Here is a 26,706-nt window from a genome sequence, read left to right on the forward strand (position 1 = left end):
GTCTCGCCACACGGTCAGCCGCCCGGGCATTGGTTGCCGCCGCCGCTGTGCTCCATGCAGTGGCGCGGCCATGGCGTGGGTGACGGCTGCGGCGCGTGGCGGACGTGGTCTACCCAGTTCATCCCGGCGACCGCGATGGCCACGAAAAGACAGATTCCGAAGAACCACGTCCAGCCCCGGCGGCGCGTGGCCGCCGAGACGACCACACCCACCAGTGGCAGCCCGGCGCCGAGCCAGGCCGCCCAGGTCAGGTAGCCGTCGCCCTCGTGCGTGCCCGTGCCGAAGACCGGGAAGCTTGCCACGAACCCGAGGAACGCCAGGAACGGGACGACGAGCACCAGCCCCACGGCACACAGCGCCAGGACGACCGAGGCCCACAACGCACGGACTTCCCCCACCCGGTCAGTATGGCCGGGCGACGGGCGGCAAAGCCTGAGTAGATCTACTGCTCGCCGAGGGTTTTCTGCAGCGCCTTGTTCGCCTTGCGGGCCATGTCCGCGACGGCCTCGCGGCGCGCGGCGTCGGCGGCGTAGTCGTCTTCGCGGTTACGCACCACGCGGGCCGGCATGCCGACCGCGATCGAGTAGTCCGGGATGTCGCCGCGGACGACCGCGTGGGCGCCGAGTACGCAGCCGCGGCCGATGCGGGTGCCCTTCAGGACGCTGACCTTGGTGCCGAGCCAGGTGTCCGGGCCGATGCGGACCGGCGTCTTCACGATGCCCTGGTCCTTGATCGGGACGTGGATGTCCGAAATGACGTGATCGAAGTCACAGATGTACACCCAGTCGGCGACCAGCGTGGCCGCGCCGAGCTCGATGTCGAGGTAGCAGTTGATGACGTTCTGGCGGCCGAACACGGACTTGTCGCCGATCCGCAGCGAACCCTCGTGGCAGCGGATGGCGTTGCCGTCGCCGATGTGCACCCAACGGCCGATCTCCAGCCGGCCGTACCCCGGACGGCAGTGGATCTCGACGTCCTTCCCGAGGAACAGCATCCCGCGCAGGATGATGTGCGGGTTGGCGAGCCGGAACTTGAGCAGCCGGTAGTACCGGACCAGGTACCAGGGGGTGTACGCGCGGTTGCGCAGCACCCAGCGCAGCGAATCTCCGGTCAGGAACTTCGCCTGCCGCGGATCGCGGCGCGCCTGCCGCCAGGCTCGCACCCGCGAAAGAGCGGGCGCACCCCACATCGACGTCATGCCGGTGACCGTAACCTGTGTGCGGGACGGGTTCACAGGCAAGGGGAGCTGGATGGGCACGAAGCTGATCATCGACACCGACCCGGGCGTCGATGACGCGCTGGCGATCGCGCTCGCCGCGGTCTCGCCGGACGTCGACCTGCTGGGCGTGACGACGGTCTTCGGCAACGTGCCCCTGGACAAGACCACGGCGAACGCGCGGCGGCTGCTGGAGCTGTTCGGCCGCACCGACGTGCCGGTCGCCGCCGGCGCAGCCCGTCCGCTGGTGTACTCGAAGCCGCGTGACGCGAAAGAGGTCCACGGCGGTGACGGCCTGTCCGGCCACGGCGACACGCTGCCCGACGCGACCCGGCCGCTCGACGAGCGGGACGCCGTCAGCCTGATGCTCGCGCTGCTCGACGCGGCCGACGAACCGGTGACGATCGCGCCGATCGGGCCGTTGACGAACATCGCCGCGCTGCTGGCCGCGCACCCGGGCGCGCGGGAGAAGATCGCCCGGCTGGTGATCATGGGTGGCGGTGTCACCTTCGGCAACAGCACGACGGCGGCGGAGTTCAACATCTGGAGCGACCCCGAAGCGGCCCGGCGGGTGCTGGTCGAGGAGGACGTCCCGGTGGTGCTGGTGCCGCTGGACCTCACGCACCGGTGCGCCGTCGACGCCGACTGGCTGGCGAAGCTCGCCGAGTCCGGCCCGATCGGCGCGACGCTCGAGGGGCTCACCTCGACCTACCGCCGGCACTACACGCGGATCTTCGGCGAGGACCGGATGGTCATGCACGACGCCGTCGCGGTCGCCGAGGCGATCTCGCCCGGGATCCTGCGCACCGAGACCTACCGGGTCGACGTCGACTGCGGGCTGGGCCCGGCGCGCGGCCAGACGCTGGTCGATCGGCGACGGCTCGGCGAAGAGGATCCGCAGTTCTCCCCCGGCCGGCTGATCGAGGTCGCGATGGACACCGACCTCGACGGCCTGCGCGGCTTCGTGCTGGACCGGCTGACCGGGGCCGCGCGGTGAGCGACGAGCCCGTGGTCGTCCCGGAGGACACGCCCGAGTCGACGCCACGCCGCCGCCGCGCCGGGATCGTGGTGGCCGCGGTCGTCGTGATCGCGGCCGCGCTCGTGGTCGCGATCCAGTTCGCGCCGAAGCAGGAGACGGCCGAGAACGCCGCCGCGACGGCGGTGCCGACGCCGTCGACGACCGTTGTCCCGAAAACGACCACGCCGCCGGCGACGCAGCCGAAGGTGCCGCAGGCGAGCGAGTTCGACGAGTGGGCGTCGAAGACCAGCCAGTGGCTCGACATCCCGCTGCGCGCGATGACCGGCTACGCGAAGGCCACGGTGACGCTGACCAAGGAGATCCCGGGCTGCCACCTGTCGTGGGTGACGCTGGCGGCGGTCGGGAAGGTCACGTCGGATCACGGTCGCGCGCAGGGCGGGCAGCTGGGCACCACCGGTGTGCTGACCAAGCCGCTCGGCACGATCGAGGTGCGCGACTTCTACAACAAGGTCGTCTCGACGGCGAACGCCGCCGGGCCGATGCAGCTGTCGCCGGCGCTCTGGGCGAAGTACAAGACGAGCGCGTCGGGCGGCAACCCGGACGTGCAGAACATCGACGACGCCGCGCTGGCCACCGGCCACGCGCTGTGCGCCGACGGCCACGACCTCTCGCAGGGGCAGACCTGGTGGGACTCGGTGAGCGCGCTGCAGTCGGCGCCGCTGTTCCTGCACCGGACGCTCGCGACGGTCAACGTCTACGGCACGGTCGGCCAGGGCACGGCGGCGCCGAACGCGGCGGTGCTGAGCGCGGTCAACTTCGCCATCGACAAGATCGGCCTCCCCTACATCTGGGGCGGCAACGGCACCGGCGGCCGCGACCCGGGCTTCGACTGCTCAGGCCTGACGACGGCGGCCTACGCGAGCGCGGGCGTCAAGCTGATGCGCACGGCCGACACGCAGTACCGCAGCGTGCAGCACGTGACCGAGCCGCAGCTGGGCGACCTGATCTTCTACGGCGAGCCGACGACGAAGATCCACCACGTCGGGCTGTACATCGGCAACCAGCAGATGATCGACGCGCCGCAGACCGGCCAGGCCGTGCAGGTCCACACGTACCGCAAGGACGGCGACGACTACGCGGGAGCGGGCCGGCCGACCGCCTGATCCGCGAGCCGGAGTGGAGAGCGCGTCGCGCGACGCGGGAGTGTGACGCCTTATCCGCGATCGTCGGACCAGGAGTGCGGCGCGGGTAGCGGGTACCTGATCCGCCGTCGCCGGACCGAGCCAGACCCGCACGGCCTTCTTCGCGAACCCAGGGCCGCTGGATGCGAAGACGCGGCGCGGCCCACGCGATGCGAAGCCGGACCGAACCAGGCCCGACCGGCCCTCTTCGCGAACCCAGCGCCACCGGATGCGACACGCGGCGCAGCCCACGCTATGTGGGACCAGGACCAGCCCGATCGCCGGACCGAGCCGGGCCGCGCGTCGCTGGGTGCGATGCGCGGCCCAGCCGTGCCGTCACGGACGTTTCTTGCCCGCGACCTCCAGGAGCGTCTTCGCGGCTGCCGTCGCACCGTCGTCGCGGATCGTGCCGGCTACCGCCTGGGCTCGCGTCCGCATCCCGGGTGCCAACGCTGTGGCGAACGCGGCCGACAGCGACTCGACCGTCGGTGTCGAACCTTCGTGCGCCACGCCGATGCCCAGCTCGGCGACCCGGGCCGCCCAGTAGGGCTGGTCCGCGATCCGGGGCACCACCACTTGGGGCGCGCCGGCTCTTGCGGCCGTGGTGGTGGTGCCCGCGCCGCCGTGGTGGACGACCGCGGCCACCTTGCGGAACAGCGCCTGCTGGTTGACTTCGCCGACGACGAAGCAGTCGTCGGCGTCGTCGATCGCGGACAAGCCGGCCCAGCCGCGGCCGAGGACCACCCGGCGGCCCTGCGCGCGGGCCGCCTCGGTGGCCACCTGGGCGATGCCAGCTGGGGCGTACGCGGCCATGCTGCCGAAGCCCACGTACACCGGCGGTTCGCCGGCGTCCAGGAACGCCTCCAGTTCTTCCGGCAGCGGCCGGTCGTCGGGCAGGATCCACGCCCCGGTCTGCACGAGGTCGAAGTTCGTCATGCCCTCGGACGGGCACAGCGCCGGGTCCGCCGCCAGCCACGGCCGGTCGGTGAACACGTGGTCGCGGACATTGTCGACCGGCGGCAGGCCGATCGCCGCCCGCCCGCTGTTCAACGCCGGGCCGTACAACGCGTTCACCCGCTCGGCGTCCTGCGCCCACCGCACCTCGAGGTCGGTCTCCTCGTCCGGGGACGGCGTTCCCGGCCGGATCCCCGGCGCGAACTGCCGCGACGGCAGCCCGAAGATGTGGAAACACGCGTACACGTACGGGATGCCCGCCTTTTCGGCCACATCGCGGGCACCGGCCGGCAACAGGCCGGTCGCCAGCAACACGTCGCATTCCTCCGCCGCCGCGCCGAGCGTTTCGAACCGCGCGGCGACCAAAGCCGGAGCGAGTTTGAACGCGTCCTCCCCCGTCGGTGGCTTCGGGTTGGCGACCACCGAACGCACCGTCGGGCCGAGCGGCACCAGCGGCACACCGGCCCGCTCCAGCAGCGCCACGAAATCGTCGTCCGGCGGCGCCGCCACCAGCGCCTCCGCCCCCAGTTCCCGTACCGCCACCGCGAGCCCCACCAGCGGTTCGACGTCCCCGCGCGATCCCCACGTCGTCAGCAAAACACGCACTGCAGAATCCCCATTTCCCCTGTTCCCGGCTTACGGCGGGCCATTGTGGAGCAACACCCCGGCCTTGCCGCAAGCCCCGGGGTCGGCTATAAATTGAAGGGGCGAGGAAATGAGTCAACGCCACTGCCGGTCAGCCGAGGTGGTCGTTCGCCCCGCTCACCCAGCCGATGTAGCGCTCCGCGGACCTGCGCACCGCACCTTTGGCGTCCCCGAGGACCGTGCCGCCCAGTAGGCCGTAAACGCGGTCGAACTCGTACGGTTCGAGCCGGTCGACGATCCGCCGCACCAGTCCCGCGGAAAGCGGGATCTTGTTCGGGTAGCTGCGCATGAACGTCACCCACCCCGCGTCGGCGACAGGCACGATCGTGTCGCCCGTCAGCAGCACGCCGCCGGTGTCGTTCGCGACGTGAGCCACCGCGGCGCCGGGGAAGTGGCCGCCCGCCTCGACGAGCGTCACGCCGGGCAGGATCCGCTCGGTGCCGGACCACTCCCGCAGCACCGGGTCCTCCCGCCGCACCCACTTCCGGTCGGCGCGGTGCACCAGCACCGGGACGCGGCCGAGCCGGTGGCTCCAGCTGACCTGCGAGCCGTACATGTGCGGGTGGCTGGCCACGATCACCGCGGCCCCGCCCAGCTCCTCGATCTTCGCGACCAGCGCCGGATCGAGGTGGTTCGGCGGGTCCCACAGCAGGTTGCCTTCGGCGGTCCGCACCAGGTGCGTCCACTGGTTGATGCCGAACGGCGGTTCGCGGTTGAACCGGTGCAGGCCCGGTTCCAGTTCGTGGTGCACCCCTTCGCGGCTGTCGGCCGCGAGCTTGTCCAGCGTCGTCCACACCTGACCGGAGGCAGGCACCCATTGCCGTTCGTCCGCGCAGATCGCGCACGCGCCGGCCGGGGGTCGTTCGGTGTCGGGGTGCTCGACCCCGCAGGTTCCGCAGATCCAGATCGTCATGGTGCCAGTCTTGAAGCTCCAGCTAGGTCGAGGTCAAGGAACGACGTCAGCAGCGGCGCGAGAACATCCGGGCGGTCCAGCGGGACGATGTGGCCGCAGTCCTCGGCGAGGTGCTCCGTGAGATCGTCGGCGATCGGCCGCAGCTGCCGCGCGAGGGTGTCACCGACCGGATGGGCACCGATCGCCAAGGCCGGCACCGTGAGACGACCGGCCTCGGCGATTTGCGCGGCACTCGCGGGCATGGCGCGGTAGTGCTCGAACGCGCACCTCAGGGATTCGCGGCCGGTGTACGCGGTGACGAAGTACTCGCGGATTTCCGGTGGTACCTCACGGTCTCGCGTGCCGGCGTCGAGGAACCAGCCGATGTAGTCCGCTTCGTGGCCGGCCAGGACCGTCTCGGCGAGGCCGGGCACGGCGTGGAAGCCGAACCACCACGGCGGCCCACCGGCGAGGAAGGCTTCGGCGCCGGGCAGGCGCCCGAGCAGCGACTCCATCAGCACAAGCCGCCGGACGCGTTCGGGGCGTCGCGTCGCCAGCAGGAACGCGGGCGGGGCGCCCGCGTCGATGCCGACGACCGCCGCCGTCGGCTCGCCCAGCGCGTCGAGGAGGGCTTCGGCGTCCGTGGCGAGGTTCGCGGCGTCGTAGCCGCCGTCGGCGCGGGTGGTCGCGCCGAGGCCACGCAGGTCCGGCGCGAGGACGCGGTGGTGGCGGGCCAGGTGCGGGATGACCGCCGACCAGAGCCGCCAGGTGTGCGGGAAGCCGTGCAGCAGCAGGACCGCGGGCCCTTCCCCGGCGTCGGCGACGTTGATCTTGATGCCGTTCGCCTCGACCCGATACTCGCGCACGCTGCCTCCTCGGCGGTTACCATTGGTTACCAGCAAACGGTAGGTAACAGCGTCCGCAGAGCCAAGAAGGCACTTTCGCGACAGGTGGTGAGCTCCAGGTGACCCCCTCCGGGAAAGGCGACCTCTTCGACCCGAAGTGCCCGACGCGCCGGCTGCTGGACCGGATCGGCACGAAGTGGACGTCGATGGCGGTCAAGGTGCTGGCCGAGGCCGAGCCGGACGAGGTGCGGTTCGCCGAGCTGCAACGGCGGATGCCGGGCGTCTCGCAGAAGATGCTGTCGGTGACCCTGCAGAGCCTGACGCGTGACGGCCTGGTCGCGCGCCGCGTCGAGGCGACGGTGCCGCCGAGGGTGCATTACCGGCTGACGGACCTGGGCCGGTCGCTCGAAGTGCCGCTCGCCGCGCTGCGGGACTGGGCGGAGGAGAACATGATGGCCATCGACCGGGCGCGGAACCTCGATCCGGGGTAGCGCAAGGCTTTCGGCCGCCCATGACTTGCCGGAAATCGTGATGATCGTCTCCGCGGTCCCAGGTGGACGTCGGATCGGTGACGCGAACGGCATTCACCCTTGCCCCTGACGTCAATGTCAGGTTTTAACGTAGCTCGCATGACCGACATCCACGGAACGCACGACGACCGCTTCGACGACGTCCGCGCCGCGCTCGAGAAGAACGTCGACTCCGGCGAGGAACTGGGCGCGTCCCTCGTCGTCGACCTCGACGGCGAAGTCGTCGTCGACCTCTGGGGCGGCTTCCGCGACCAGGCCCAGACCCGCACGTGGGACGAGCACACCATCACCAACGTGTGGTCGACGACGAAGACCGTGACCAGCCTGGCCGCGCTGATGCTCGTTGACCGCGGCGACCTCGACGTCCACGCGCCGGTCGCGAGGTACTGGCCCGAGTTCGCGGCCAACGGCAAGGAGGACGTCGAGGTCCGGCACCTGCTGTCGCACACGTCCGGCGTCTCCGGGCTCGACCGGCCCGCGGTCGTCGAGGACCTCTACGACCTGGAGACGTCGACGGCCCGGATGGCGGCGCAGGCGCCGTGGTGGGCGCCGGGCACGGCTTCGGGTTACCACGCGGCGAACTTCGGGCACCTGGTCGGCGAGGTCGTGCGGCGGGTGAGCGGGAAGCCGTTGAAGGCGTTCGTCGCCGAGGAGATCGCCGGGCCGCTGGGCGCGGACTTCCAGATCGGGGCCGCCGAAGCGGACTGGGGCCGGATCGCGGACGTCGTCCCACCGCCGCCCGCGCAGTTCGACCTCGACGCGCTGGGCCCGGACAACGTGCTCGTCAAGACGCTGACCGGGCCGGTCATCGACGCGAACGTCGCCAACACGCCGGCGTGGCGCCACGCGGAACTCGGCGCGGTGAACGGGCACGGCAACGCGCGGTCGGTCGCGCGGATGCTGTCGGCGCTCGCCCGCGGCGGCACGGTCGACGGCGTCCGCCTGCTCGGCCCCGACACGATCGACGTGATCTTCGAGGAGCAGGCGAACGGCGTCGACCTCGGGCTCGGCGTCCCGCTGCGCTGGGGCATCGGCTACGGGCTGCCGCTGCGCGAGACGGTGCCGTGGATCCCGGACGGCCGCGTCTGTTTCTGGGGCGGCTGGGGCGGTTCGATGATCATCATGGACCTCGACCGGCGGCTGACGATCTCGTACATGATGAACCGGATGGGTCCGGGCGTCATCGGCTCCGACCGCAGCGGCACGTACGTCCGGGCGGTTTACGGCGCCCTGGGATGATCCCGGCATGGACTCGGGGACGACCACGCAGCTGATCACTGTCGGCGCGACGCTCGGCGGGGTCGTGCTGACCCTGCTGACCACCACGTTCGTGGAGGGCCGCAAGCTGAAGGCGACCCAGCGGGCCGAAGCGCAGAAGCGCGCGACGGACCAAGCCAACTGGCTGCGGGACGAGCGTGTCAAGGCGTACGCGAGCCTGTCGACGGCGAGCGAGGAGGCGTTCCAGCTGATCCGGGCGGAGTTCCCCGAGCTGCTGAAGAACCGGAAGGTGGTCGAGGCCCGGTGGCGCGAACGCCGTGGCGAGCTTCGCAAGGCCTACAACCAAGTCGAGCTGTTCGGCACCGAAGAACCCCGCCGGCGCGGCAAGGAACTGTGGAAGGCGGCCCGCAACGGTGTGAACGGCGTCCTCGCCGAGCTGGACGTCGAGGAACCGGTGGTGCGGCGGGAAAGTCTCGACCGGGTGCTGACGGGGATCAGCGAAGCGGGTGAACGGTTCCTGGAGGCCTGCCGGGCCGACGTCCAAGGCACGGCCGAGGAGGACTGAGCTCGGTCAGGCCGGGCCGGCGAGGCCGATCAGGTTGCCTTCCGGGTCGGTGAAGTGGGCGACCACCAGGTCGCGGCCCGGCGCGCGGTCCGGGCCCATGCGGCGCGTGCCGCCCAGGCGTTCGGCTTCCGCCAGCGCCGCCGCGACGTCCGGGACGCCCACGTAGAACACCGTGTGCCGCGCGAAAGACGCGCCGCCACCCACGCCGCCGGGGATGCCGTCCGTTTCCGCGAAACCGTAGTTACCCGGCTCCGAAACCTGGTCCGACACCGGGCCCGACGTGTCGAACTCCCAGCCGAACAGCTCGCCGTAGTACCCGCGCAGCCCGGCCGGGTCGGTGCCGATGATCTCGAAGTGCACGACCGGAGCGGCCATGATCGGTTCCTTCCGTTCGACGTCCAGAGCCCCACCGTAGCCTGCATCAGTTGTTAAAAACAACCTCATGGTGGTAAATTGGCGCCATGCCGACCAGTCGCAGCTACGGAGACGCGTGCGCCACCGCCCGCGCGCTCGACGTCGTCGGAGAGCGGTGGGCGTTGCTCGTCGTGCGCGAGCTCTTGCTGGGGCCGCAACGGTTTTCCGACGTCCGCCGCGCGCTGCCGGGCGCCAGCTCGAACCTCGTCACCGACCGGCTCCGCGAGCTCGAAGGTCGCGGCGTCGTAACCCGCCGGACGCTGCCACCGCCCGCGGCTTCGACGGTCTACGAGCTGACCGCGTGGGGCCGGGAGCTGGAGCCGATCGTGCTCGCGCTGGGCGCGTGGGCCGCGAACGTCCCCCTCCCCGAGCCCGCGACACTCGGCGCGACGTCGGTGCTGCTGTTCCTCCGCGGGTCCGCCCGTCCACGCGGGATCGCCTGCTACCACGTCGAACTGGACAGTCGCGTGTGGACGGTCCGCACCGAACCCGGCCGCCTGACCGTCGAACCGGGCGAACCGGCCGGTCCGGACGCCGTCGTCCGGACCGACCCGCGCACCCTCAACGCGCTGCTCGAAAAGCCCGCCGGCCTCGACGCCGCGATCCGCGACGGCCGCGTCCGGATCGAAGGTGACCGGAAAGCCGTCCGCAGGCTGCTGCGCGAACACGAAGCCTGAGCACTCAGGCGAACGCGGCGACGTGGTCCTCGGCCCACGCGGCGAAGCCACGCGCCGGGCGGCCGGTCACCGCGAGGACCGTCTCCGTCGTCGGCTGCGGCCGGTCGACCAGCGCCGCCAGCCGCCGGATCCGCGCCTCGACGACGTCCGCCGAGCCGGCCGTGCCCAGGCCACGGGCCTCGAACGCCGTGGTCAGCTCGCGGCGGTAGTCGTCGAGGTCCTGGACTTCGACGCGCACCGGCCGGCCGGTGGCGAGCCCGATCAGCTCGGCCTGGCGCCGCACCGTCAGCGACTCGGGACCGGTCAGCGTGTACTCCGCGCCGGAGTGCCCGGACGCCGTCAGCGCGCAGACGGCGACGGCGGCGATGTCGGCTTCGTGGATCAACGCCGAGTGCGAGCCGGGGAACGGGTCGCGTACCACGCCGGCCGTCCGGATCGGCTCGGCCCACAGCAGCCGGTTGGCCGCGAACCCGCCGGGCCGCAGGAACGTCCACGGGATTCCCGAGTCACGCAAGGCCTGTTCGGCTTCGCCGTGGGCGCGGGTGATGGCGTCGTCCGACGCGGGGTCGGCGCCCGCCGCGGACAGCAGGACCACCTGCGCCATGCCGCCCGCGCGGGAGAGGAAGCCGCCGAGCCCGGCCGTCCCGGCGTAGAGGAACACCTTCGTGACGCCGTTCAGCGCCGCGTCCCAGCTCCCGGGCCGGGCCAGGTCCGCCGCGACCACCTCGACGCCGCCGGGCAGCCGGGCGCGGCCCGGGTCCCGGCCGGCCGCGCGGACGTCCTGTCCCGCGTCGAGCAGTTGTCCCACCAGCGCGCGGGCGATGTTCCCGCGGGCTCCGGTCACCAGAATCGTCATGTCATCAGGCTGGTCCCGACCAGGGCGATCGGGGTAGGCCGACCGATACCACCCCGGGCGGGGTGATGATGGCACGGTGGACAGCGTGGAACTGAGCGGTTTCCTGCGCAGCCGCCGGGCGCGGCTGCAGCCGGGCGACGTCGGGCTCGTGCCCGGCCCGCGACGCCAGACGCCGGGGTTGCGGCGCACGGAGGTGGCGCTGCTGGCCGGGATCTCCGTCGACTACTACGTGCGGCTCGAGCAGGGCCGCGGGCCGCGGCCGTCGGAGCAGGTCCTCGGCGCGCTCGGGCGGGCGCTGCGGCTGACCGGCGACGAGCACGCCTACCTCCGGCGGCTGGCCCACCCGGCGCCGGCGGCTCCGCCGCGCGAGGTGCCTGCCAACGTCCTGCGGCTGCTCGACCGCCTCGGCGACGTGCCGGCGATGGTGATCGACGCCGGTTACGACATGGTCGCCTGGAACCGGATGCTCGTCGCGCTGATCGGCGACCCGGCCGGCTGGCCGCCGCGGCGTCGCAACCGGCTGCGCCGGCTGTTCGACACCGGCGACACGATCACCGGCAACCGGCTGGACCTGGCCCGGCGGTGCGTCGCGGACCTGCGCGCGAGCGGGCCGTACCCGGCCGATCCGGCGGTCCGGTCGCTCGTGGACGAACTGCGCGAGGAGAGCCCGGAGTTCGCCCGGTTGTGGGCCGCGCGGGAGGTCGTGGTGCAGCGGACGCTGACCAAGCGGACCGTCCACCCGGTGGCCGGCGCGCTGAAGCTCGACTGCGAGATCCTCGCGGTGCCGGGCCACGAGCACCGGCTGCTCGTCTACACGGCGGCGCCGGGCAGTTCGTCGGCCGAAGGGCTGCGGCTGCTGGCTTCCCGCAGTGACGGCGCCAGTGCGAAGATCCCGAGCGTCACCACGACCGCCGACGACAACGCCCAGTGCAGCCCGACCCGCGTCGCCAACGCCCCGACCAGCACCGGCTCCACCAGGAACCCCAGGTAACCGCACGCGGCGACGGCGGCCACCGCCTGGCCCGGTTTGTCCGCCTGGTTGCGGCTCGCCACGCTCCACGCGATCGGCACGATCCCGGCCACACCGAGCCCGACCACCGCGAATCCCAGGATCACGGCGACCGGCCAGGGCGTGAGCAGGACCACGGCGAACCCCAGCACCGCGACCGTCGTCGCCGCGCGCGCGAACCGCACCGCGCCCGTCCGGGCCACGACCCGGTCGGCGACCAGCCGGATCGCGATCATCGTGGTCGAGAAGGCGAAGTAGCCCAAGGACGCCAGCGCGGGCGTCGCGCCGGTGACGTCGGCGAGGTACACCGCGCTCCAGCTGTTGACCGCGCCCTCGGCGACGAACCCGCAGAACGCGATCACGCCGAGCGGCACCAGCGCGGGGCTCGGCCACGCGAACGCCGCCTCGCCCTGACCGCGGTCGGCGCCGGTGAGGAACCGCGTGCGCGCCGCCCACAGCGCGAGCGCGAGCAGCACCGCGCCGGCGATCGGGAAGTGCACCGACACCGGGACGCGGGCCGCCTCCATCAGCGCGTCGACGCCGGAGCCCGCGAGGCCGCCGATGTTCCAGAAGGCGTGGAACCCGGCGAAGATCGGGCGGCCGTACCCCTCCTCGACCCGCGCCGCGTGCGCGTTCATCGCGACGTCGAGGAGGCTGTTGCCGACGCCGAGCACCACCAGCGCGGCGACGAACACCGGCGCCGACCAGGCGAACGCGACCAGCGGCAGGCCGGCGCACAGCACGACCGCGCCGAGCACGACGGCCGCGCGGCTGCCGATCCGGGCGAGCAGCGCCCCGGCTCCGAGCAGCGCCAGCACCGACCCGGCGGCCAGCCCGAACAGGCCCGTCGCCAGCTGCCCGGTGCTCAACCCCAGCTGCGCCTGCACCGCCGGCACCCGGGCCAGCCAGGTCGCGAACGCCGCGCCGCAGACCGCGAACACGACCGAGACCCCCAGGCGGGCCCGTTTCAGCTCCCCCGTCATACGGCCACCGTAGGGGATTACCCTGACGTCCATGGCCGGTTGGGACGACGTCGGCCGGATCGCGCGCGGGCTCCCCGAGGTGCTCGAGGAGAACGGCCGCGGGTATCTGGCCTGGCAGGTCGGGAAGAAGGGCTTCGCCTGGGAACGCCCGCTGCGCAAGGGCGATCTCGAAGCGCTCGGCGAGCGGGCGCCCGCCGGGCCGGTGCTCTGCGCGTACGTGCCGGACGTCGGCGTCAAGGACGTGCTGATCGCCGACGACCCGGCCGTTTTCTTCACCACTGCGCACTTCAAGGGCTTCTCGGCGATCCTCGTCGAGCTCGACCGCGTCGACCTGCCGACGCTCGACGAGGTGCTCACCGAAGCCTGGTTGTGCCGGGCGCCGAAACGGCTGGCGAAGGCGTGGCTCGAAAGCGGCTGAACTGCGGCGTTCGCTCCACCCTTGCGGCGTTGAAGGTCGGCTGCTGTCCACTGTGGAGGATGGTGCCGCGCCGCGGGTCGGCCTACCGGATGTCAGCCCTGCCGCTCGCCTGCGTCGGCAACCCGACTTGACCGGACCCGTATAGTCGGAACCGACTAATAGGGAGCGACTGACGACCATGGCAGCCCGCAAGATCCGCAACACCCTGGCGCTGGCCCTGCTGGGCCTCCTGCTGGAACGCCCGATGCACCCGTACGAAATGGCGTCCACGCTGCGCGAACGCCACAAGGACTCCAGCTTCAAGATCAATCCCGGGTCGCTCTACGACACGGTGGAGTCCCTGGCCAAGCACCGCTGGATCGAGCCGGTCGAGACGGTCCGGGAGGGCAACCGGCCGGAGCGGACCGTCTACACGCACACCGAGCTCGGCCGGCAGGAGTTCGTCGCCTGGCTGGACGAGCTCGTGCGCGTGCCGGTCGACGAGTACCCGAAGTTCGTCGCGGCGGTCAGCTACCTCGGCGCGCTCGGCCCGGACCGCGCCGCCGACGCGCTGGAAGAACGCGCCCGCCACCTCGCCGAACGCGTCGAAGGCGCGGAGACGGCGCTGGCGGACACGGTCGGCCAAGGGGCGCCGCGGCTGTTCATGATCGAGGTCGAGTACATCCGGCACGCCTGGCGGGCCGAGCTCGACTGGGCGCGCCGCACGGCCGCCGAAATCCGCAGTGGCTCCCTGCCCTGGCCCGAAACCTTCTGAGGGGAAGACCGTGCCCGATCTCGAAACCGACGTCCTCGTCGCCGGCGCCGGCCCCGCCGGCCTGCTGCTCGCCGCCGAGCTCGCGCTGGCCGGCGTGGGCGTCACCGTCGTCGAACGGTACCCGGAAAAGCCGCCGTTCTGCCGCGGGTTCAACCTGAACTCGCGCTCGCTCGACCTGCTGGCCCGCCGCGGGCTGGCCGCGGGCCTGGTCGCCGAAGGGCACCAGGTGCCGCACGCGCCGGCGACCGGCCTGCCGGAACCACTGCTGCTCGACGGCACCGCCACCGACCACCCGTTCTCCCTCGGCATCCCGCAGACCCGCGTCGAGGAGGTCCTCGAAGCCCGCGCACTCGAACTCGGCGCGGAACTCCTGCGCGGCCACGAACTGCGGAGCTTCACGCAGGACGCCGACGGCGTCACCGTGAACATCCACAATGGACTCACCGTCCGGGCGCGGTACCTCGTCGGCTGCGACGGCGGTCGCAGCACCGTGCGCAAGCACGCCGGGATCGGCTTCCCCGGCGTCGACGCGCGGTGGTTCGCGCTGCTCGGCGACGTCGAATGCGAGCTGCCGTACGGGGTTTCGGCCGGGCCGGACGGCCGGACGCTGTTCGTCATCCCGCGGCCGGGGTACGTCCGGATCGTCGTGCGGGAGGACGATCCGCCCGCGGACAAGGACACGCCCGTCACGCTCGAGCTGCTCCGGTCCCAGGTGGACGGGGTGCTCGGCCGGCACGTCGAGCTGCGCGCACCGCGCTGGCTGACCCGCTTCGGCGACGCCGCGCGGCTGGCCGAGCGCTACCGCGAAGGCCGGGTCCTGCTGGCGGGCGACGCCGCGCACATCCACCCGCCGGCCGGGGCGATCGGCGTCAACGTCGCGCTCGACGACGCGTTCAACCTCGGCTGGAAGCTCGCCGCGACGGTGCGCGGGACCGCACCGGAAGGCCTGCTCGACACTTACCACGCCGAGCGGCACGCGGCGGGCGAGCACATCCTGGCCAACACCCGCGCGCAGGTCGCGCTTTCGGAGGCCGCGGCGGCGGAACCGCTGGCCGACCTGATGCGCCGCGTCGCCACGCACCCCGCGGGGCAACGGGCGCTGGCCGAGATCATCACCGGCCTCGACGCCCGCTACGAGCCGGCCGGGCACCCGTGGCTCGGCCGCCTCGCCCCGGACTTCCCGTTGCGGGGCGACGTGACCCACCTCGCCGCGCTGCTGCACCCCGGCCGTCCGGTCCTCCTCGACCTGACCCCCGAGCGCGCCTTCGCCGCGTGGGCACCGGGAATCGACGTGGTCGCCGCACAGTCCACTTCGGACGTCGGGGCGCTGCTGCTGCGGCCGGACGGGCACGTCGCCTGGCTGACGACGGGTACGGACGACACCGGCCTCGCGGAGGCGATCCACCGCTGGGTCGGCGACATCCCGGTCCCGGCTTCCGCTTGACCAATGCGCCCCAAGGCCAGATTGGGGCGGTCGGGGCCTCAGCGCGGGCGGTTCAGGATCGCTCGTTGCTGCAAGCGGCCGGCGACCGGGAACGTGCTGTGCGGCGCGAACCCGAGTTTCGCCACCACCCGGGCCGACGGCGCGTTCGCCGGCTCGTAGATCGCCAGCAGCCGATCGGTGAAACCGGACGCGAAGACGTGGTCGCGCACGGCCGTCGTCGCCTCGGTCGCGTAACCGCGGCCCCAGCACGGCCGGGCGATCCACCAGCCCATCTCCACCGCGGGGTGGCCGAGGCCGGACTCGATGTTGTCGCGGCACACCAACGCCACCACGCCGTCGAACGAGCCGGGCGCCGCCGACACCGCGAACCAGCCGAAGCCGTGCTCGGCCCAGTGCTCGAGTGTCGCGCGGTGCTTGGCGAGCGTGTACTCGCGGGTCCACGGCTCGCCGGTGCCGACGTACCGGACCGTGTCGGGCACCTGGGCCAGCGCGAACAGATCGTCGAAGAAGGCTTCGGACCACGCGTGCAGCGTGAGCCGTTCCGTGGTGAGCAGCACCACGGTGAGTCTAGGACTCCCCCAGCAGCGCGGCGATTCCGTCGAGCTGGACCCGCAGCCCGAACTCGAACGCCTCGTCGAGGTCGACGTCGGCCAGCCCGGTGATCGTGTCCGCGAGCGCCGGGAACCGGCCCGACTCGAGGTGCCCGGTCAGCAGGGCCATGTCGGCTTCGAGACGCTGGGAACCGGTGATGCCGGTGTCCTGCTCGGCTTCGACCTCGATGGCGTGGCTCACCGCGAGCCCGCCGACCCAGCCGTTGAGCGTCATGATCACCTGCAGCCTCGTCCGGCGGTGCAGCCCGGTGCCGGTCAGCGCCCGCAGCATCCAGTCGACCAGCCGCAGCCCGCTCGGCACCACCGGCGGCCGCACCAGCGAGTTCAGCATCACCGGCGCGAGCCACGGGTGCCGCCGGTAGGCCCGCCACTGCGTCCGCGCGGCCAGTTCCAGCCGCGGCCGCCACCGAGCCGGGCCCGGCTCGGGCAGCTCCTCGACGCCGAGCGCGGCGTCGGCCATCAGCCGGACCAGCTCTTCCTTGTCCGGGACGTGCCGGTACAGGGTCATCGGGCCGACGCCGAGCTCGGCCGCGAGCCGGCGCATCGACAGCGCCCCGCGGCCTTCGGCGTCCGCCAGCGCGATGGCCGCCCGGACGAGCCGCGCCCGGCCCAGCGGCGGCTTCTGCGGCGTCCTGTCGCTCACCACCGTGCCGCTGCCCGGCACCGCGCGGACCCAGCCCTGCTCACCCAGCACGGTCAGCGCCTTCGCCGCGGTCGCCATCGCGACGCCCCATTCGCGCACCAGCGACCGGGTCGACGGAACGCGCTCGCCGGGCCGCAGCTCACCGGCGGTGATCCGGCGCCGCAGGTCCGCCGCGATCCGCAGATACGGCGCCTGCTCGGCCACGAACACCTCGATCCGTACTAGAACACTTCCCCCGGCCACCTAGAACGGTTTCAGGGTACTCCCCCATTGTCACCAGCAAGGATTGCCGCGTCCTCCCGCAGGTCCATACGGTGCCGATACAGCGTAAAAGACAGGGGGACGGCATGACCACGACAGAGAAACCGGCGAGCCCGAGCGGGACCCGGCGCGCCACGCCGTGGTGGCGCCGGCCGTGGGTGTTCCCGCTGGGCCTGATCGTCACGGTGTTCCTGGTGTTCTCGCTCCCGCCCTACCTCGGGCTGGACCCGGCCCAGTCGCGGATCCCGGCCCCGGACGGCGTCGCCTGGTACTACCCGGTGCTGGTCACGCACATCGGCTTCGCGACGGTCGCGATGGTGACCTGCGCTCTGCAGATCTGGCCGTGGCTGCGGCGGAAACACCCCGTCGTGCACCGCCGCACCGGCCGCGTGTACGTCTTCGCGGGCGCCATCCCGGCGTCGATCGCGGGGTTCGCCATCGCGGTCGCCGCGCCGTTCGGGCCGGTCGGCGCGGTGTCGAACGTCCTGCTCGCGACGCTCTGGTTCGGCTGCACCGTGCAGGGCTACCGGATGGCGCGGGCGCGGCGCTTCGGCGACCACCGGCGCTGGATGATCCGCAGCTTCGTGCTGTGCATGTCCATCATCAGCAACCGGATCTGGGCGATCGTCTGGTCGCTCGTGCTCCCCGGGCAGCTGGACACGACGTTCGGCGGCAGCGAACTGGCACTGGGCCAGGCGATCGCCGGGCTGACGACGTGGACCGGCTGGGTGATCCCGTTCCTGATCGCCCAGTGGTGGCTGGATCGGGGACGCCGGCGCGCGACGGCGTGAGAACGGGCGGAGCCGGCCGTGGGGCCGGTTCCGCCCCATCACCCGCCATCATGCCCCGAACGGCCTATGGTCCGGACCACATTAATGGTCTATACCAATTAGGTCCGGAATTCCCGCCGCCGCGCTGGTTGTCGTGAAGGTCCCCCATGCGTCTCCCCCGTCTCCGTCCGCTCCTGGCCGCTTTGGGCGGTTCGGCCGTGCTGGCCACCGGGTTCGCGGCCCCCGCCGGCGCCGCCGCCGGCTCGCCGATCCCGGTCGGCCCCTACGTCGACATGGGCGCGTGGCCGACGCCCAGCCTGTCGGCGATGTCCGCCGCGAGCGGCGTCAAAGGCTTCACGCTCGCCTTCGTCAACTCCTACGGCTGCAAGGCCAGCTGGTTCGGCGCGTACGACCCGCGCACGGCGTGGCAGAAGGACGAGATCACCAAGATCCGCAACGCCGGCGGCGACGTCGAGATCTCCTTCGGCGGCGCGTCCGGCATCGAACTGGCCCAGGCGTGCAGCACGTCGGCGCAGGTCGCGGCCGAGTACGACGCGGTCGTCAAGGCGTACGGCCTGAAGTACGCCGACTTCGACATCGAGGGCGCGGCCGTCGCCGACCCGGCGTCGATCACCCGCCGTTCCCAGGCACTGAAGACGTTGCAGACCAACAACCCGGGGCTGAAGATCTCACTGACCCTGCCGGCGCTGCCGACCGGCCTCGACGCGAACGGGCTCAACGTCGTCAAGGCGGCCAAGGACGCCGGCGTGAACCTGGACCTGGTCAACATCATGGCCATGGACTACTACCAGGGCGCGGGTGACCAGGGCGCGAAGGCGATTTCCGCGGCGAAGGCCACGCAGACGCAGCTGAAGTCGCTGTACGGACTGAGCGACGCGGCGGCCTGGAAGAAGGTCGGCGTCACCCCGATGATCGGCGTCAACGACTCGCAGAACGAGATCTTCTACCAGAAGGACGCCAAGGCGCTGGTCGCCTTCGCCAAGACGGTCCACCTGGGCATGCTGTCGTTCTGGGAAGCGGGGCGGGACGCGAACGCGTGCACCGGGGCGCTGTACAAGTGCACGAACGTGCCGCAGGCGAAGTACGAGTTCGCGAAGATCTTCGCCGGCTACACAGGCTGATCCGTCGCCGGGCGGGGCCTGCGAGCCCCGCCCGGCGGGCCGGATGGTCCGGTGGACGAACACGCCTCCTCCTTCGGCGCCGTCGCGTACGCCGAGCACCGGCCCGGTTACCCCGAGGCCGCCGTGCGGTGGGCGCGGTTGTGGAACGTGGTGGACGACCGGGTCGGCTGGGTCGCCGGGCCGGTGGCAGCGCGGCGATCGGCCCGCGTGAACACCCCCGCCGGCCGGCGGACCGAGACCGCCGGATTCGGCTCCGAGGAATGGGCCGAGTTCCCGCACGGGCAACGCCGTACCGCTGAATCCCTCGTGGCGGCACTGGCGACGCGGGCGGGGATCCCGGTCATGCCGGAGCCCGAGCGAGAAGCCACGCTCGGGCGGATCCGCGCCTACCTGGCGAGCCGGCCCGAGACCGCGGCAGGTGCGTTCACCCTTCCACTGCTGACCGGCGTGCTGCAGGTCACCAGCTGACGGCGTCGGCGAGCAGGGCGTCCCGCACCGCCGCGGGCCCCGCCCGGCACGGCTCGGTCCGCGTGACCACGAACAGTGTGTTGATCGGCGGTTCCGCCGGGTCCAGCAGGGCGACCAGCGCACCCGACGCCAGCTCGGCCGCGCACAGGTACTGCGGCAGGACGCTGACGCCGAAGCCGGCGAGCACGCACGTCAGCACGCCCCGCAGGTCCGGGACCACCACCGCGGGGCCGGGCGGCGGCCGCACGCCCAGCACCGTCCACCAGTAGCGGCGGATGATCGGGAGATCCTCCGCGTACGCCACCAGGGGCGCCGTCCGCGGGTCGCCGGTGAAGCCTCGGGGGCCGACCAGGACGAACTCCTCGTCGGTCAACGGCGTCGCCGCGAAGCCGCGGCCGCGGGGGCGGATCGTCGAGACCACCAGGTCGAACCGGCGCTCCGCGAGGCCGGCCAGCAAGTCGTCGGCCAAGCCGAAGCTCACCCGCAGCTTCAGGCCGTCGGAAACCAGGCCCGCCAGCGCGGGCAGGACACGAGCCGTCGTCAGCTCGGCCGGTCCGGCCAGGTGGACCGGTACCGCGAACCGATCGGCGGGCCCCAAGGCGACGTCGGCCAGGGCATCGACGTGCGGGGCGATCCGGGCCGCGAGTTCGTCGGCGACCGAGGTCGGCGTGACGCCGCGGGCGCGCCGGACGAACAACTGCTGCCCCAGCTGCGCTTCCAGGGCCCTGACCTGCGCGGTCACCGTCGGCTGGGACAAGCCCAGCGACGGTGCCGCACCGGTCAGCGAGCCCGCGCGGTGGACCGCGAGGAACGTGCGCAGCAGGTCGAGGTCCAGCTCAGTCCTCGATCAGCTCGATCGAGTCCACGACGTTCGGGTAGAACGCGACGTGGTCCTTGATCGCCGCGACCGCGTCGTACGGCTTCTCGTACGTCCAGATCGCGTTCTCGGCCTGCACGTCACCGGCGTTCAGGCTGTAGTAGCTGCTGTCGCCCTTGTACGGGCAGTACGTCTCGTGGTCGGTCCGCTCCAGCACGCTGAAGTCGACGTCCGCCCGCGGGATGTACTGCGCCGCCGGGTAGTTCGACTCCTGCAGTGTCAGCGCGTTGCGGCTGTCGGCCACCACGCGCCCGCCCGCCTTGACCACCACGCGCGCCTTGGTCGGCTCGACGGTGATCGGGTGGTCCGGGCCCGGGACCAGCACCTTCTTCTCCGGCATGTCAGCTCCTCGAAAAAAGTCGTGTACTGGGACCAGCACCCGGGACCCGGCGGTTATTCCGGCCTCAGGGCAGGTAGTACATCGGGTTCGGCAGCTTCACCGGACGCAGCCCGTAGCCGCCTTCGAGGTCACTGAACTGGTCACCGACGTTCAGCACGATCTTCGCGCCGGTCGCCTCGATGTGCGCCCGCGTGCCCGACTTGTACTGGACGGTGGTGCAGGTCAGCCCGCACGGCAGGTAGTCGGGCGCGGTCACCTTCGGTTTGAAGAACGCGCCGGCCGGGGCCGGGTACCCCTCGTTGGCGAGGTTCTTCAGCGACTGCGGGCCCTGCAGCTCGTTGCGGCCGGTCAGGAAGTACACCTTCACGCCGTGCTGCGCGGCCCAGTTGCTCAGCTCCAGCACCGGCTTGTTTGCGACGAACGTGCCGTTGTCGATGGCCTGCTGCTGCTTGACCGGGTCGAAGCCGAAGTCGTTGTCGGCTTCCCAGCCGTAGGTGATCTCGGAGGTGTCGTCGACGTCCAGCACGATCGCCGGGTTCTTCACCCGGCCCAGCTGCTGCTGCAGGAAGCGCTTCGCGTCGGAGACGACGTTCTTGGTGTCCTTCACGAACTTGCTCGCGTCGGAGTAGTGGTGCTTGCCCGCGGCGTCGAGGTAGTCGCCGTAGTAGGCCTTGACGTCGTTCTTGACCTGGCCGATGTTGGCCGGTTCGTGGGCGCGGGCGGCGGTGGCGGCGTCCGACCCGGCCAGCGCGGTGGCCCCCGAGGCGACGGTGGCACCGATCGCCGCGGCGGCGGCGAGCTTGACGAGACCTGACCATTTTCCGGACACGGCGACCCTCCAGTGAAGACTTGACGACTCGGGGAACCTACGTCACGTTCACCCGGAGTTCCACCCTTCGTTGGTTCCTGTTCACTTAAACCCGCTCGGCGCGGCACACGAACGCCACCGGCGCGCGGCCGATCCGCGTCAAAACCACGGACGCTTCCGCCGGCCCGCGTGGCTTGAGCCTGCGACGCAACGCGTCCGGGTCGACGTCGAGGCCACGGATCAGGATCTCGAGCCGGCCGACCTCGTGTCGCTTGAGGACGGCCTTCAGGGACTTTTCGCTGTACGGGCCCTGTTCCAGGACACGGAACGCGCGCACACCCGGTGGCGGCGTGTCACCGGTTAGGTACGCGATGCGTTCGTCCAGCTGCCACAACCCGTGCCGCGCCGCGTAGTGCCGGACCAGCCCGGCCCGCACGACCGCGCCGTCCGGGTCGACGATCCACTCCCCCGGCTCGCGCGCCGGCAGCTCGTCCGGTTCGGCGTCGGTGACCGTCCACTGTGTCCCGTCCGAGCGCAGCACGCTCGCCCGGCGGGTGACGCCCGTGCCCAGGCCGCGCCACAGGCACGACTCGCGCACCTGGCCGTCGAGGGACACCAGCTCGACCTCGTCGGCCCACGGCGCGATCGCGAAGTCCAAGCCGGGCGCGCACTTCACCGACAGCGGACGGCCCGGGTACGCCTCGACCAGCCCGTCGAGCGGCGGGGTGAAGTCCGCGGGTTTCCAGGACCGGCGTCCGGCCGAGTCGCGACGGGCCGGGTCGGCGACGACCACCGCGTCCCGGCTGACCGGCCGCAGCGCATCGGCTCGCGCGAGTCCGAACGAGACGCCGGCGGCGAGGCCGTTGTGCCGGGCCATCGCGAGCCGCACCGGGTCCACATCGGACCCGAGCGCGCGCCGCGCCACCCGGACGATCTCGACGAGGTCCGCGCCGACCGAGCAGGTGACGTCGTGGACGTCGAGGCCCGCCAGACGCTGCGCCCGGTGCCGGGCGACGAGCGACGCGCTGGCCTGCTGGAGCGCGTCAGAGGTGAACAGCCAGTCCACACCGGACAGTTTGCCGACGGCTTTCCGGCGCAGCAGCACGGTTTCCAGCACCGCGGCCGCGTGGTCTTCGCCGACGAGACGGCGCACGGCGGCGACGTCGGCGATGTGGTCGGTCAGCGGCCGTGCCGAGACCTCGGCGAGCGCCGCCTCACCCGCGCCGGAGCGCAGGTGGGCGACGTCGCCGAGGGTGAAGGAATAGCCCACTCAGGACGGCCGCTTGGTCCCGGTGATCATCACGTTGTAGAACAGCTCGCGCGGCAGCACCTTCGACAGCAGCTTCTTGTCCACAGCGGACAGCCGCAGCCACAGCTTGTAGGCGAACAGCCGCCAGCGGACGGTCAGCTTCTCCTGCGGCACCGCGGCTTCGAACGTCCGGATCGGCCAGCCGGCCAGCGCCGCGGCGAACTCCTCGGTGACCGCGCGGACGTCCTGGGCGCCGGCCCCGCGGGCCCACGACTCCAGCTCCGACGGGTCGAAGGTGTGGATGTCCACGACAGCTTCGAGCGCGGCGGCGCGCGAGGACTCGTCGAGCTCCTCCTGCGGCCGGCGCCAGCCGCTCAGCGCGGGCAGCTTCGTCACGTTGGTCGTCAGGAACCAGGTGAGCTGGCCGAGCTTGCGGGCGTAAGTGTCGCCGATCTTGGTCGGCTCGCCGGCGAACACGAACCGGCCGCCCGGCTTCAGCACGCGCAGCACCTCGCGGAACGCCGCCTGGACGTCCGGGATGTGGTGCAGCACCGCGTGCCCGACCACCAGGTCGAACGTGTTGTCCTCGTAAGGGATCCGCTCGGCGTCGGCGACCCGGCCGTCGACGTCGAGGCCGAGGCTCTCGGCGTTGCGCAGCGCGACCTGCACCATGCCCGGCGAGAGGTCGGTGACCGAGCCCTTCTTGGCGACGCCGCCCTGCATCAGGTTCAGCAGGAAGAAGCCGGTGCCGCTGCCCAGCTCCATCGCGTGCTGGTAGGGCTGGCCGTCATCACCCGCGACGGCGTTGAACACGTCCGTCGCGTACGAGATGCAGCGCTCGTCGTAGGAGATGGACCACTTCTCGTCGTAGGTGCCGGCTTCCCAGTCGTGGTACAGCACGTTCGCCAGCTTGGGGTCGGCCCAGGCGGCTTGGACCTCTTCGGCGGTGGCGTGCGGGTGCGGGGCCGGGTCGTTCACGTCGGTCAAGGCGTCATTTCCCTTCGAAAGTGGCCTTGCCGGGCCCGTTTTCGATGAACGACTTCATGCCGTTCTTCTGGTCTTCGGTCGCCCAGAGCGCGGCGAACAGGTGCGATTCGAGCTTGAGCCCGTTCGCCAGGTCGGTGTCGAGGCCGCCGTCGATGGCCGCCTTCGCCGCGCGCAGGGCGACAGCCGGCCCGTTGGCGAACTGGGACGCCCACTTGTGCGCGGCCGCGTAGACGTCGTCGGGGGCGACGACCTCGTCGACGATGCCCAGCGCCAGCGCCTCTTCGGCTTTGACGAACCGTCCGGTGTAGACGATGTCCTTGGTCTTGCTCGGGCCGATCAGCCGGGCCAGGCGCTGGGTGCCGCCGGCGCCGGGGATGACGCCGAGCTGGATCTCCGGCTGGCCGACCTTGACGTTGTCGCCGGCGACGCGGCGGTCCGCGGTCAGCGCGAGCTCGAGGCCGCCGCCGAGGGCGTAGCCGGTGATCGCGGCGACGACCGGCTTCGGGATGTTCGCGATCGCGGCGAGCGTGCCGGTGAGGGTCGCGCCGAACTTCGCGATCTCCGGGTAGGTGCGGGTGGCCATCTCCTTGATGTCCGCGCCGCCGGCGAAGGTCTTCTCACCGCCGTAGAGGATCACGGCGCGCACGTCGTCGCGCTCGGAGACCTCCTTGGCCAGCTCCGCGAGCTCGGCGGTGACCTGGGCGTTCAGCGCGTTGACCGGGGGCCGGTCGAGCCGGATCGTGCCGACGCCGTCCTTGACCTCCAGCGATACGAACTCTCCCACGCCCATCCTCCTCGGTCGACGAGTTGCCTTCGGCTCGAACCACTCTTTACCGGTGAGAGCCCATTCAACAGAGCCTACCGGCGGGTAAGGACAGCCTAGCGACGGCGGGCGAAGAAGCGATCGCCGGAGCGCTCCAGAACCAGGTCCTGGTCGAACGTCTTCGAAAGGTTTTCGCTGGTCACGACGTCGTCGACGAGGCCGGACACGACCGCGTGACCGTCGCGGAGAAGCAGCGCGTGGGTGAACCCCGGCGGGATCTCCTCCACGTGGTGGGTGACGAGCACCATGGCCGGCGCGTCCGGGTCGAGGGCCAGCGCGGACAGCCGCGCGACGAGGTCCTCGCGCCCGCCCAGATCGAGACCGGCGGCCGGCTCGTCGAGCAGCAGCATCTCGGGGTCGGTCATCAGGGACCGGGCGATCAGCGCCCGCTTGCGCTCGCCTTCGGACAGCGTGCCGAACGTGCGGTCGGCGAGGTGCCCGATGCCCATCGCGCCCAGCAGCTCGGTCGCGCGCTCGGTGTCGAGCTTGTCGTACTCCTCACGCCACCGGCCCACCACCGCGTACCCGGCGCTCACCACGACGTCCTTCACAAGCTCGTCGCCCGGGACGCGCTGGGCGATCGCGGCGGAGGTGAACCCGATGCGGGGGCGCAGCTCGAAGATGTTGACCTTGCCGATGCGCTCGCCGAGCAGGTCGAGCTCGCCGGTGCTCGGGTGCAGCTCGGCCGCGGCGAGGCGCAGCAGGGTGGTCTTGCCCGCGCCGTTCGGGCCGAGCACCACCCAGCGCTCGTCCAGTTCCACGGACCAGTCGAGGCCGGCGAGGAGGTCGTTGGTCCCGCGGCGGACGCCGACACCGGCCATCCGGACCACGAGGTCGTCAAGTTCGCTGGGCTGGATCGGCTCGCTCACGAACCCCATTCTGTCTGCCGTCGCGCGCGCGTGCGCACCCGCCCGGGTGAGACGGCGAATCGGCAGGTGGAAGACGTCCACGACGTGGAACGCCGCACGCCGGAAGTGCCGGGCGCGGCGGGGCTGTGGCAGGATCACGGGCATGTCAGCCGACGCGCCCGTGACCCCGGTGACCCGGGGCTCGTTCTGGCGCCGTCGCGCGATCGACCTGCTTCTCGTCGCTTCGGCCGGGTGTACCCCGGCGCGGCTCCGCTGACCCCCGCACGTCCTTTTCCCGACGTGCGCCCGGCGCCGCGCTAGCCCCCGCGTCCGATCACCGTCGCGTCCGAGGAGCCTCCGTTGACCACGTCCATCACCCGTCCCGCCGTCGAGATCCACCCGCAGCTGACCGACCCGCTGCTGCCCGAGCTGCTGCACCCGTCGCGGCTGCTGTGGACGCCGCGTGAGCTGGCGGACCTGACCGCCACCGTGACCACCGAACTGACCGCGAGCGTCCGGGACATCCTGCGGTTCGACGAAGATCGCCGCTGGTGGGCCCGGCTGGCGCTGACCGACGGCGTCGAGCTGTGGCTGCTGTCGTGGCTGCCGGGCCAGCGGACGAAGCCGCACGACCACGGCGGCGCGTCCGGCTCGTTCACCGTGCTGCAGGGCGAACTGGGCGAGGAGTACCGCTATCCCGGCGGCCCGATCCGGCGCCGCACGCACACCGCGGGCGACGGCATCGGCTTCGGCGCCGGGCGCGCCCACCAGGTCACCGGCCTCGGCGACCGGCCTGCGGCGAGCGTCCACGCGTATTCGCCGCCGCTGGTGGCGACCCGGGAGTACACGACGCTCGCGGACGTCCCGGCCGAAATCCCGCCGCTGCCCGCTATCGTCGGTCGATGAGCGCCATCGACACCGTCCTGGCCGCCGCCCGATCCGGCCTGGACCGGGCGACGCCGGCCCGGGCCCACGAGCTGCAGGAGGCGGGCGCGCTGCTCGTCGACATCCGGCCCCTCGCCAACCGCGAGGCCGAGGGCGAGATCCCCGGCGCGGTGATCGTCGAGCGGATCCACCTGGAGTGGCGGCTCGCGCCGGACAGCGAGTGGCGGCTGCCTTCGGTGACGCCGGACTCGACGGTGATCGTGCTGTGCAACGAGGGCTACTCGTCGAGCCTCGCGGCGGCCGACCTGCAACGGCTGGGCCTGCCGCGCGCGACGGACCTCGAAGGCGGCTTCCGGGCCTGGGCATCCGCCGGCCTGCCCGTGCAGACCGGCGGAAGCCCGGCGGTTCCCTAGG

31 protein-coding genes and 1 pseudogene are annotated in these 26,706 nt (G+C 72.0%); 15 read left to right on the forward strand and 17 right to left on the reverse strand.

Annotated elements, in window-relative coordinates; translation table 11 throughout:
• Positions 1-14 precede the first annotated feature (14 nt).
• Positions 15-398, reverse strand: coding sequence for a hypothetical protein (locus OG494_RS28480; protein ID WP_328443842.1), 384 nt, complete (start codon positions 396-398; stop codon positions 15-17).
• Positions 399-442: 44 nt separating this feature from the next.
• Positions 443-1,198, reverse strand: a complete 756-nt coding sequence (locus OG494_RS28485) for an acyltransferase (RefSeq protein WP_328443844.1) — start codon at positions 1,196-1,198, stop codon at positions 443-445.
• Positions 1,199-1,250: 52 nt separating this feature from the next.
• Between OG494_RS28485 and OG494_RS28490 the strand changes: the two genes are divergently transcribed.
• On the forward strand, positions 1,251-2,213 hold the full coding sequence (locus OG494_RS28490; RefSeq protein WP_328443846.1) for a nucleoside hydrolase: 963 nt from the start codon (positions 1,251-1,253) through the stop codon (positions 2,211-2,213).
• A gap of 11 nt (positions 2,214-2,224) precedes the next feature.
• The gene (locus tag OG494_RS28495) at positions 2,225-3,358 is read left to right on the forward strand and encodes a C40 family peptidase (protein WP_328459048.1); all 1,134 of its coding nucleotides are present in this window, start codon (positions 2,225-2,227) and stop codon (positions 3,356-3,358) included.
• 354 nt (positions 3,359-3,712) lie between these two features.
• Here OG494_RS28495 and OG494_RS28500 read toward each other — a convergent pair whose 3' ends face one another.
• The 3 genes from OG494_RS28500 to OG494_RS28510 form a co-directional block, all read right to left on the reverse strand.
• Positions 3,713-4,936, reverse strand: a complete 1,224-nt coding sequence (locus OG494_RS28500) for a glycosyltransferase (protein ID WP_328443848.1) — start codon at positions 4,934-4,936, stop codon at positions 3,713-3,715.
• Positions 4,937-5,066: 130 nt separating this feature from the next.
• A complete protein-coding gene (locus OG494_RS28505; RefSeq protein WP_328443850.1) occupies positions 5,067-5,888 on the reverse strand; it encodes a hydrolase in 822 nt (273 codons plus the stop codon).
• Positions 5,885-6,733: an alpha/beta fold hydrolase gene (locus tag OG494_RS28510; RefSeq protein ID WP_328443852.1), complete on the reverse strand. Its 849-nt coding sequence runs from the start codon at positions 6,731-6,733 to the stop codon at positions 5,885-5,887. The genes OG494_RS28505 and OG494_RS28510 overlap by 4 nt, the downstream gene beginning before the upstream one ends.
• Positions 6,734-6,831: 98 nt before the next feature.
• Between OG494_RS28510 and OG494_RS28515 the strand changes: the two genes are divergently transcribed.
• From OG494_RS28515 to OG494_RS28525, 3 genes are all read left to right on the forward strand, one after another.
• Positions 6,832-7,203, forward strand: coding sequence for a winged helix-turn-helix transcriptional regulator (locus tag OG494_RS28515; protein WP_328443854.1), 372 nt, complete (start codon positions 6,832-6,834; stop codon positions 7,201-7,203).
• Between the two features lie 138 nt (positions 7,204-7,341).
• Entirely contained in the window at positions 7,342-8,481 is a 1,140-nt protein-coding gene (locus tag OG494_RS28520) for a serine hydrolase domain-containing protein (protein WP_328443856.1), read from the forward strand.
• 7 nt (positions 8,482-8,488) lie between these two features.
• A complete protein-coding gene (locus tag OG494_RS28525) occupies positions 8,489-9,025 on the forward strand; it encodes a hypothetical protein (RefSeq protein WP_328443858.1) in 537 nt (178 codons plus the stop codon).
• Positions 9,026-9,031: 6 nt separating this feature from the next.
• Here the strand turns inward: OG494_RS28525 and OG494_RS28530 are convergent, their stop codons facing one another.
• Complete coding sequence (locus tag OG494_RS28530) at positions 9,032-9,400, reverse strand: VOC family protein (protein WP_328443860.1); 369 nt, start codon at positions 9,398-9,400, stop codon at positions 9,032-9,034.
• An 86-nt stretch (positions 9,401-9,486) separates the two neighbouring features.
• On the opposite strand from OG494_RS28530, the gene OG494_RS28535 reads away from it, so the two are divergent.
• Positions 9,487-10,116, forward strand: coding sequence for a winged helix-turn-helix transcriptional regulator (locus tag OG494_RS28535; RefSeq protein ID WP_328443862.1), 630 nt, complete (start codon positions 9,487-9,489; stop codon positions 10,114-10,116).
• A 4-nt stretch (positions 10,117-10,120) separates the two neighbouring features.
• On the opposite strand, the gene OG494_RS28540 is transcribed toward OG494_RS28535, so the two are convergent.
• Complete coding sequence (locus tag OG494_RS28540) at positions 10,121-10,972, reverse strand: SDR family oxidoreductase (protein WP_328443864.1); 852 nt, start codon at positions 10,970-10,972, stop codon at positions 10,121-10,123.
• Between the two features lie 85 nt (positions 10,973-11,057).
• On the opposite strand from OG494_RS28540, the pseudogene OG494_RS28545 reads away from it, so the two are divergent.
• Positions 11,058-11,771, forward strand: a pseudogene (locus tag OG494_RS28545) (helix-turn-helix transcriptional regulator); the annotation flags it as partial.
• Positions 11,772-11,782: 11 nt separating this feature from the next.
• Here OG494_RS28545 and OG494_RS28550 read toward each other — a convergent pair.
• On the reverse strand, positions 11,783-12,964 hold the full coding sequence (locus tag OG494_RS28550) for an MFS transporter (RefSeq protein ID WP_328443866.1): 1,182 nt from the start codon (positions 12,962-12,964) through the stop codon (positions 11,783-11,785).
• A gap of 31 nt (positions 12,965-12,995) precedes the next feature.
• On the opposite strand from OG494_RS28550, the gene OG494_RS28555 reads away from it, so the two are divergent.
• The 3 genes from OG494_RS28555 (at position 12,996) to OG494_RS28565 (ending at position 15,580) form a co-directional block, all read left to right on the forward strand.
• Positions 12,996-13,382, forward strand: a complete 387-nt coding sequence (locus OG494_RS28555; protein ID WP_328443868.1) for an MmcQ/YjbR family DNA-binding protein — start codon at positions 12,996-12,998, stop codon at positions 13,380-13,382.
• A 178-nt stretch (positions 13,383-13,560) separates the two neighbouring features.
• Positions 13,561-14,136, forward strand: a complete 576-nt coding sequence (locus OG494_RS28560) for a PadR family transcriptional regulator (RefSeq protein WP_328443870.1) — start codon at positions 13,561-13,563, stop codon at positions 14,134-14,136.
• A 10-nt stretch (positions 14,137-14,146) separates the two neighbouring features.
• A complete protein-coding gene (locus OG494_RS28565) occupies positions 14,147-15,580 on the forward strand; it encodes an FAD-dependent monooxygenase (protein WP_328443872.1) in 1,434 nt (477 codons plus the stop codon).
• 38 nt (positions 15,581-15,618) lie between these two features.
• Here the strand turns inward: OG494_RS28565 and OG494_RS28570 are convergent, their stop codons facing one another.
• A complete protein-coding gene (locus tag OG494_RS28570) occupies positions 15,619-16,137 on the reverse strand; it encodes a GNAT family N-acetyltransferase (protein ID WP_328443874.1) in 519 nt (172 codons plus the stop codon).
• Positions 16,138-16,147: 10 nt separating this feature from the next.
• Complete coding sequence (locus tag OG494_RS28575; RefSeq protein WP_328443876.1) at positions 16,148-17,044, reverse strand: TetR/AcrR family transcriptional regulator C-terminal domain-containing protein; 897 nt, start codon at positions 17,042-17,044, stop codon at positions 16,148-16,150.
• A gap of 137 nt (positions 17,045-17,181) precedes the next feature.
• Here OG494_RS28575 and OG494_RS28580 point away from each other — a divergent pair, with 137 nt between their 5' ends.
• From OG494_RS28580 to OG494_RS28590, 3 genes are all read left to right on the forward strand, one after another.
• Positions 17,182-17,886 carry a DUF2306 domain-containing protein gene (locus OG494_RS28580; protein WP_328443878.1) on the forward strand — a complete coding sequence of 235 codons (705 nt, stop codon included), beginning with the start codon at positions 17,182-17,184 and terminating at the stop codon, positions 17,884-17,886.
• Between the two features lie 146 nt (positions 17,887-18,032).
• Positions 18,033-19,007 (forward strand): chitinase, encoded by a 975-nt coding sequence (locus OG494_RS28585; RefSeq protein WP_328443880.1) that lies wholly within the window; start codon positions 18,033-18,035, stop codon positions 19,005-19,007.
• Positions 19,008-19,058: 51 nt separating this feature from the next.
• Positions 19,059-19,475, forward strand: coding sequence for a hypothetical protein (locus tag OG494_RS28590; protein ID WP_328443882.1), 417 nt, complete (start codon positions 19,059-19,061; stop codon positions 19,473-19,475).
• Here the strand turns inward: OG494_RS28590 and OG494_RS28595 are convergent.
• The 7 genes from OG494_RS28595 to OG494_RS28625 all read right to left on the reverse strand — a co-directional run bounded on the left by OG494_RS28595 (position 19,465) and on the right by OG494_RS28625 (position 25,437).
• Positions 19,465-20,310: a LysR family transcriptional regulator gene (locus OG494_RS28595; protein ID WP_328459049.1), complete on the reverse strand. Its 846-nt coding sequence runs from the start codon at positions 20,308-20,310 to the stop codon at positions 19,465-19,467. The genes OG494_RS28590 and OG494_RS28595 overlap by 11 nt on opposite strands.
• 1 nt (position 20,311) lies before the next feature.
• Complete coding sequence (locus OG494_RS28600; protein WP_328443884.1) at positions 20,312-20,692, reverse strand: DUF427 domain-containing protein; 381 nt, start codon at positions 20,690-20,692, stop codon at positions 20,312-20,314.
• Positions 20,693-20,756: 64 nt separating this feature from the next.
• Complete coding sequence (locus tag OG494_RS28605; RefSeq protein ID WP_328443886.1) at positions 20,757-21,521, reverse strand: HAD family acid phosphatase; 765 nt, start codon at positions 21,519-21,521, stop codon at positions 20,757-20,759.
• 85 nt (positions 21,522-21,606) lie between these two features.
• Positions 21,607-22,770, reverse strand: a complete 1,164-nt coding sequence (locus tag OG494_RS28610; RefSeq protein ID WP_328443888.1) for a class I SAM-dependent methyltransferase — start codon at positions 22,768-22,770, stop codon at positions 21,607-21,609.
• Positions 22,771-23,736, reverse strand: coding sequence for a class I SAM-dependent methyltransferase (locus OG494_RS28615; protein ID WP_247061787.1), 966 nt, complete (start codon positions 23,734-23,736; stop codon positions 22,771-22,773).
• A 4-nt stretch (positions 23,737-23,740) separates the two neighbouring features.
• Positions 23,741-24,520 (reverse strand): enoyl-CoA hydratase/isomerase family protein, encoded by a 780-nt coding sequence (locus tag OG494_RS28620; RefSeq protein WP_328443891.1) that lies wholly within the window; start codon positions 24,518-24,520, stop codon positions 23,741-23,743.
• Positions 24,521-24,615: 95 nt separating this feature from the next.
• The gene (locus OG494_RS28625; protein ID WP_328459050.1) at positions 24,616-25,437 is read right to left on the reverse strand and encodes an ABC transporter ATP-binding protein; all 822 of its coding nucleotides are present in this window, start codon (positions 25,435-25,437) and stop codon (positions 24,616-24,618) included.
• Between the two features lie 330 nt (positions 25,438-25,767).
• On the opposite strand from OG494_RS28625, the gene OG494_RS28630 reads away from it, so the two are divergent.
• On the forward strand, positions 25,768-26,313 hold the full coding sequence (locus OG494_RS28630) for a cysteine dioxygenase (protein WP_328443893.1): 546 nt from the start codon (positions 25,768-25,770) through the stop codon (positions 26,311-26,313).
• Entirely contained in the window at positions 26,310-26,705 is a 396-nt protein-coding gene (locus OG494_RS28635) for a rhodanese-like domain-containing protein (RefSeq protein ID WP_328443895.1), read from the forward strand. Before OG494_RS28630 ends, OG494_RS28635 begins: the two co-directional genes overlap by 4 nt.
• Position 26,706 lies beyond the last annotated feature (1 nt).

The sequence above is a fragment of the Amycolatopsis sp. NBC_00438 genome (assembly GCF_036026695.1).
Classification (GTDB): domain Bacteria; phylum Actinomycetota; class Actinomycetes; order Mycobacteriales; family Pseudonocardiaceae; genus Amycolatopsis.

Bases quoted from the DNA above. Each gene is read 5' to 3' on its own strand.
- OG494_RS28505 (WP_328443850.1), bottom strand. From the start codon at position 5,888: ATGACGATCTGGATCTGCGGAACCTGCGGGGTCGAGCACCCCGACACC.
- OG494_RS28555 (WP_328443868.1), top strand. From the start codon at position 12,996: ATGGCCGGTTGGGACGACGTCGGCCGGATCGCGCGCGGGCTCCCCGAG.
- OG494_RS28485 (WP_328443844.1), bottom strand. From the start codon at position 1,198: ATGACGTCGATGTGGGGTGCGCCCGCTCTTTCGCGGGTGCGAGCCTGG.
- OG494_RS28530 (WP_328443860.1), bottom strand. From the start codon at position 9,400: ATGGCCGCTCCGGTCGTGCACTTCGAGATCATCGGCACCGACCCGGCC.
- OG494_RS28625 (WP_328459050.1), bottom strand. From the start codon at position 25,437: ATGGGGTTCGTGAGCGAGCCGATCCAGCCCAGCGAACTTGACGACCTC.
- OG494_RS28550 (WP_328443866.1), bottom strand. From the start codon at position 12,964: ATGACGGGGGAGCTGAAACGGGCCCGCCTGGGGGTCTCGGTCGTGTTC.
- OG494_RS28580 (WP_328443878.1), top strand. From the start codon at position 17,182: ATGACCACGACAGAGAAACCGGCGAGCCCGAGCGGGACCCGGCGCGCC.
- OG494_RS28585 (WP_328443880.1), top strand. From the start codon at position 18,033: ATGCGTCTCCCCCGTCTCCGTCCGCTCCTGGCCGCTTTGGGCGGTTCG.
- OG494_RS28540 (WP_328443864.1), bottom strand. From the start codon at position 10,972: ATGACGATTCTGGTGACCGGAGCCCGCGGGAACATCGCCCGCGCGCTG.
- OG494_RS28635 (WP_328443895.1), top strand. From the start codon at position 26,310: ATGAGCGCCATCGACACCGTCCTGGCCGCCGCCCGATCCGGCCTGGAC.
- OG494_RS28560 (WP_328443870.1), top strand. From the start codon at position 13,561: ATGGCAGCCCGCAAGATCCGCAACACCCTGGCGCTGGCCCTGCTGGGC.
- OG494_RS28520 (WP_328443856.1), top strand. From the start codon at position 7,342: ATGACCGACATCCACGGAACGCACGACGACCGCTTCGACGACGTCCGC.
- OG494_RS28490 (WP_328443846.1), top strand. From the start codon at position 1,251: ATGGGCACGAAGCTGATCATCGACACCGACCCGGGCGTCGATGACGCG.
- OG494_RS28525 (WP_328443858.1), top strand. From the start codon at position 8,489: ATGGACTCGGGGACGACCACGCAGCTGATCACTGTCGGCGCGACGCTC.
- OG494_RS28600 (WP_328443884.1), bottom strand. From the start codon at position 20,692: ATGCCGGAGAAGAAGGTGCTGGTCCCGGGCCCGGACCACCCGATCACC.
- OG494_RS28535 (WP_328443862.1), top strand. From the start codon at position 9,487: ATGCCGACCAGTCGCAGCTACGGAGACGCGTGCGCCACCGCCCGCGCG.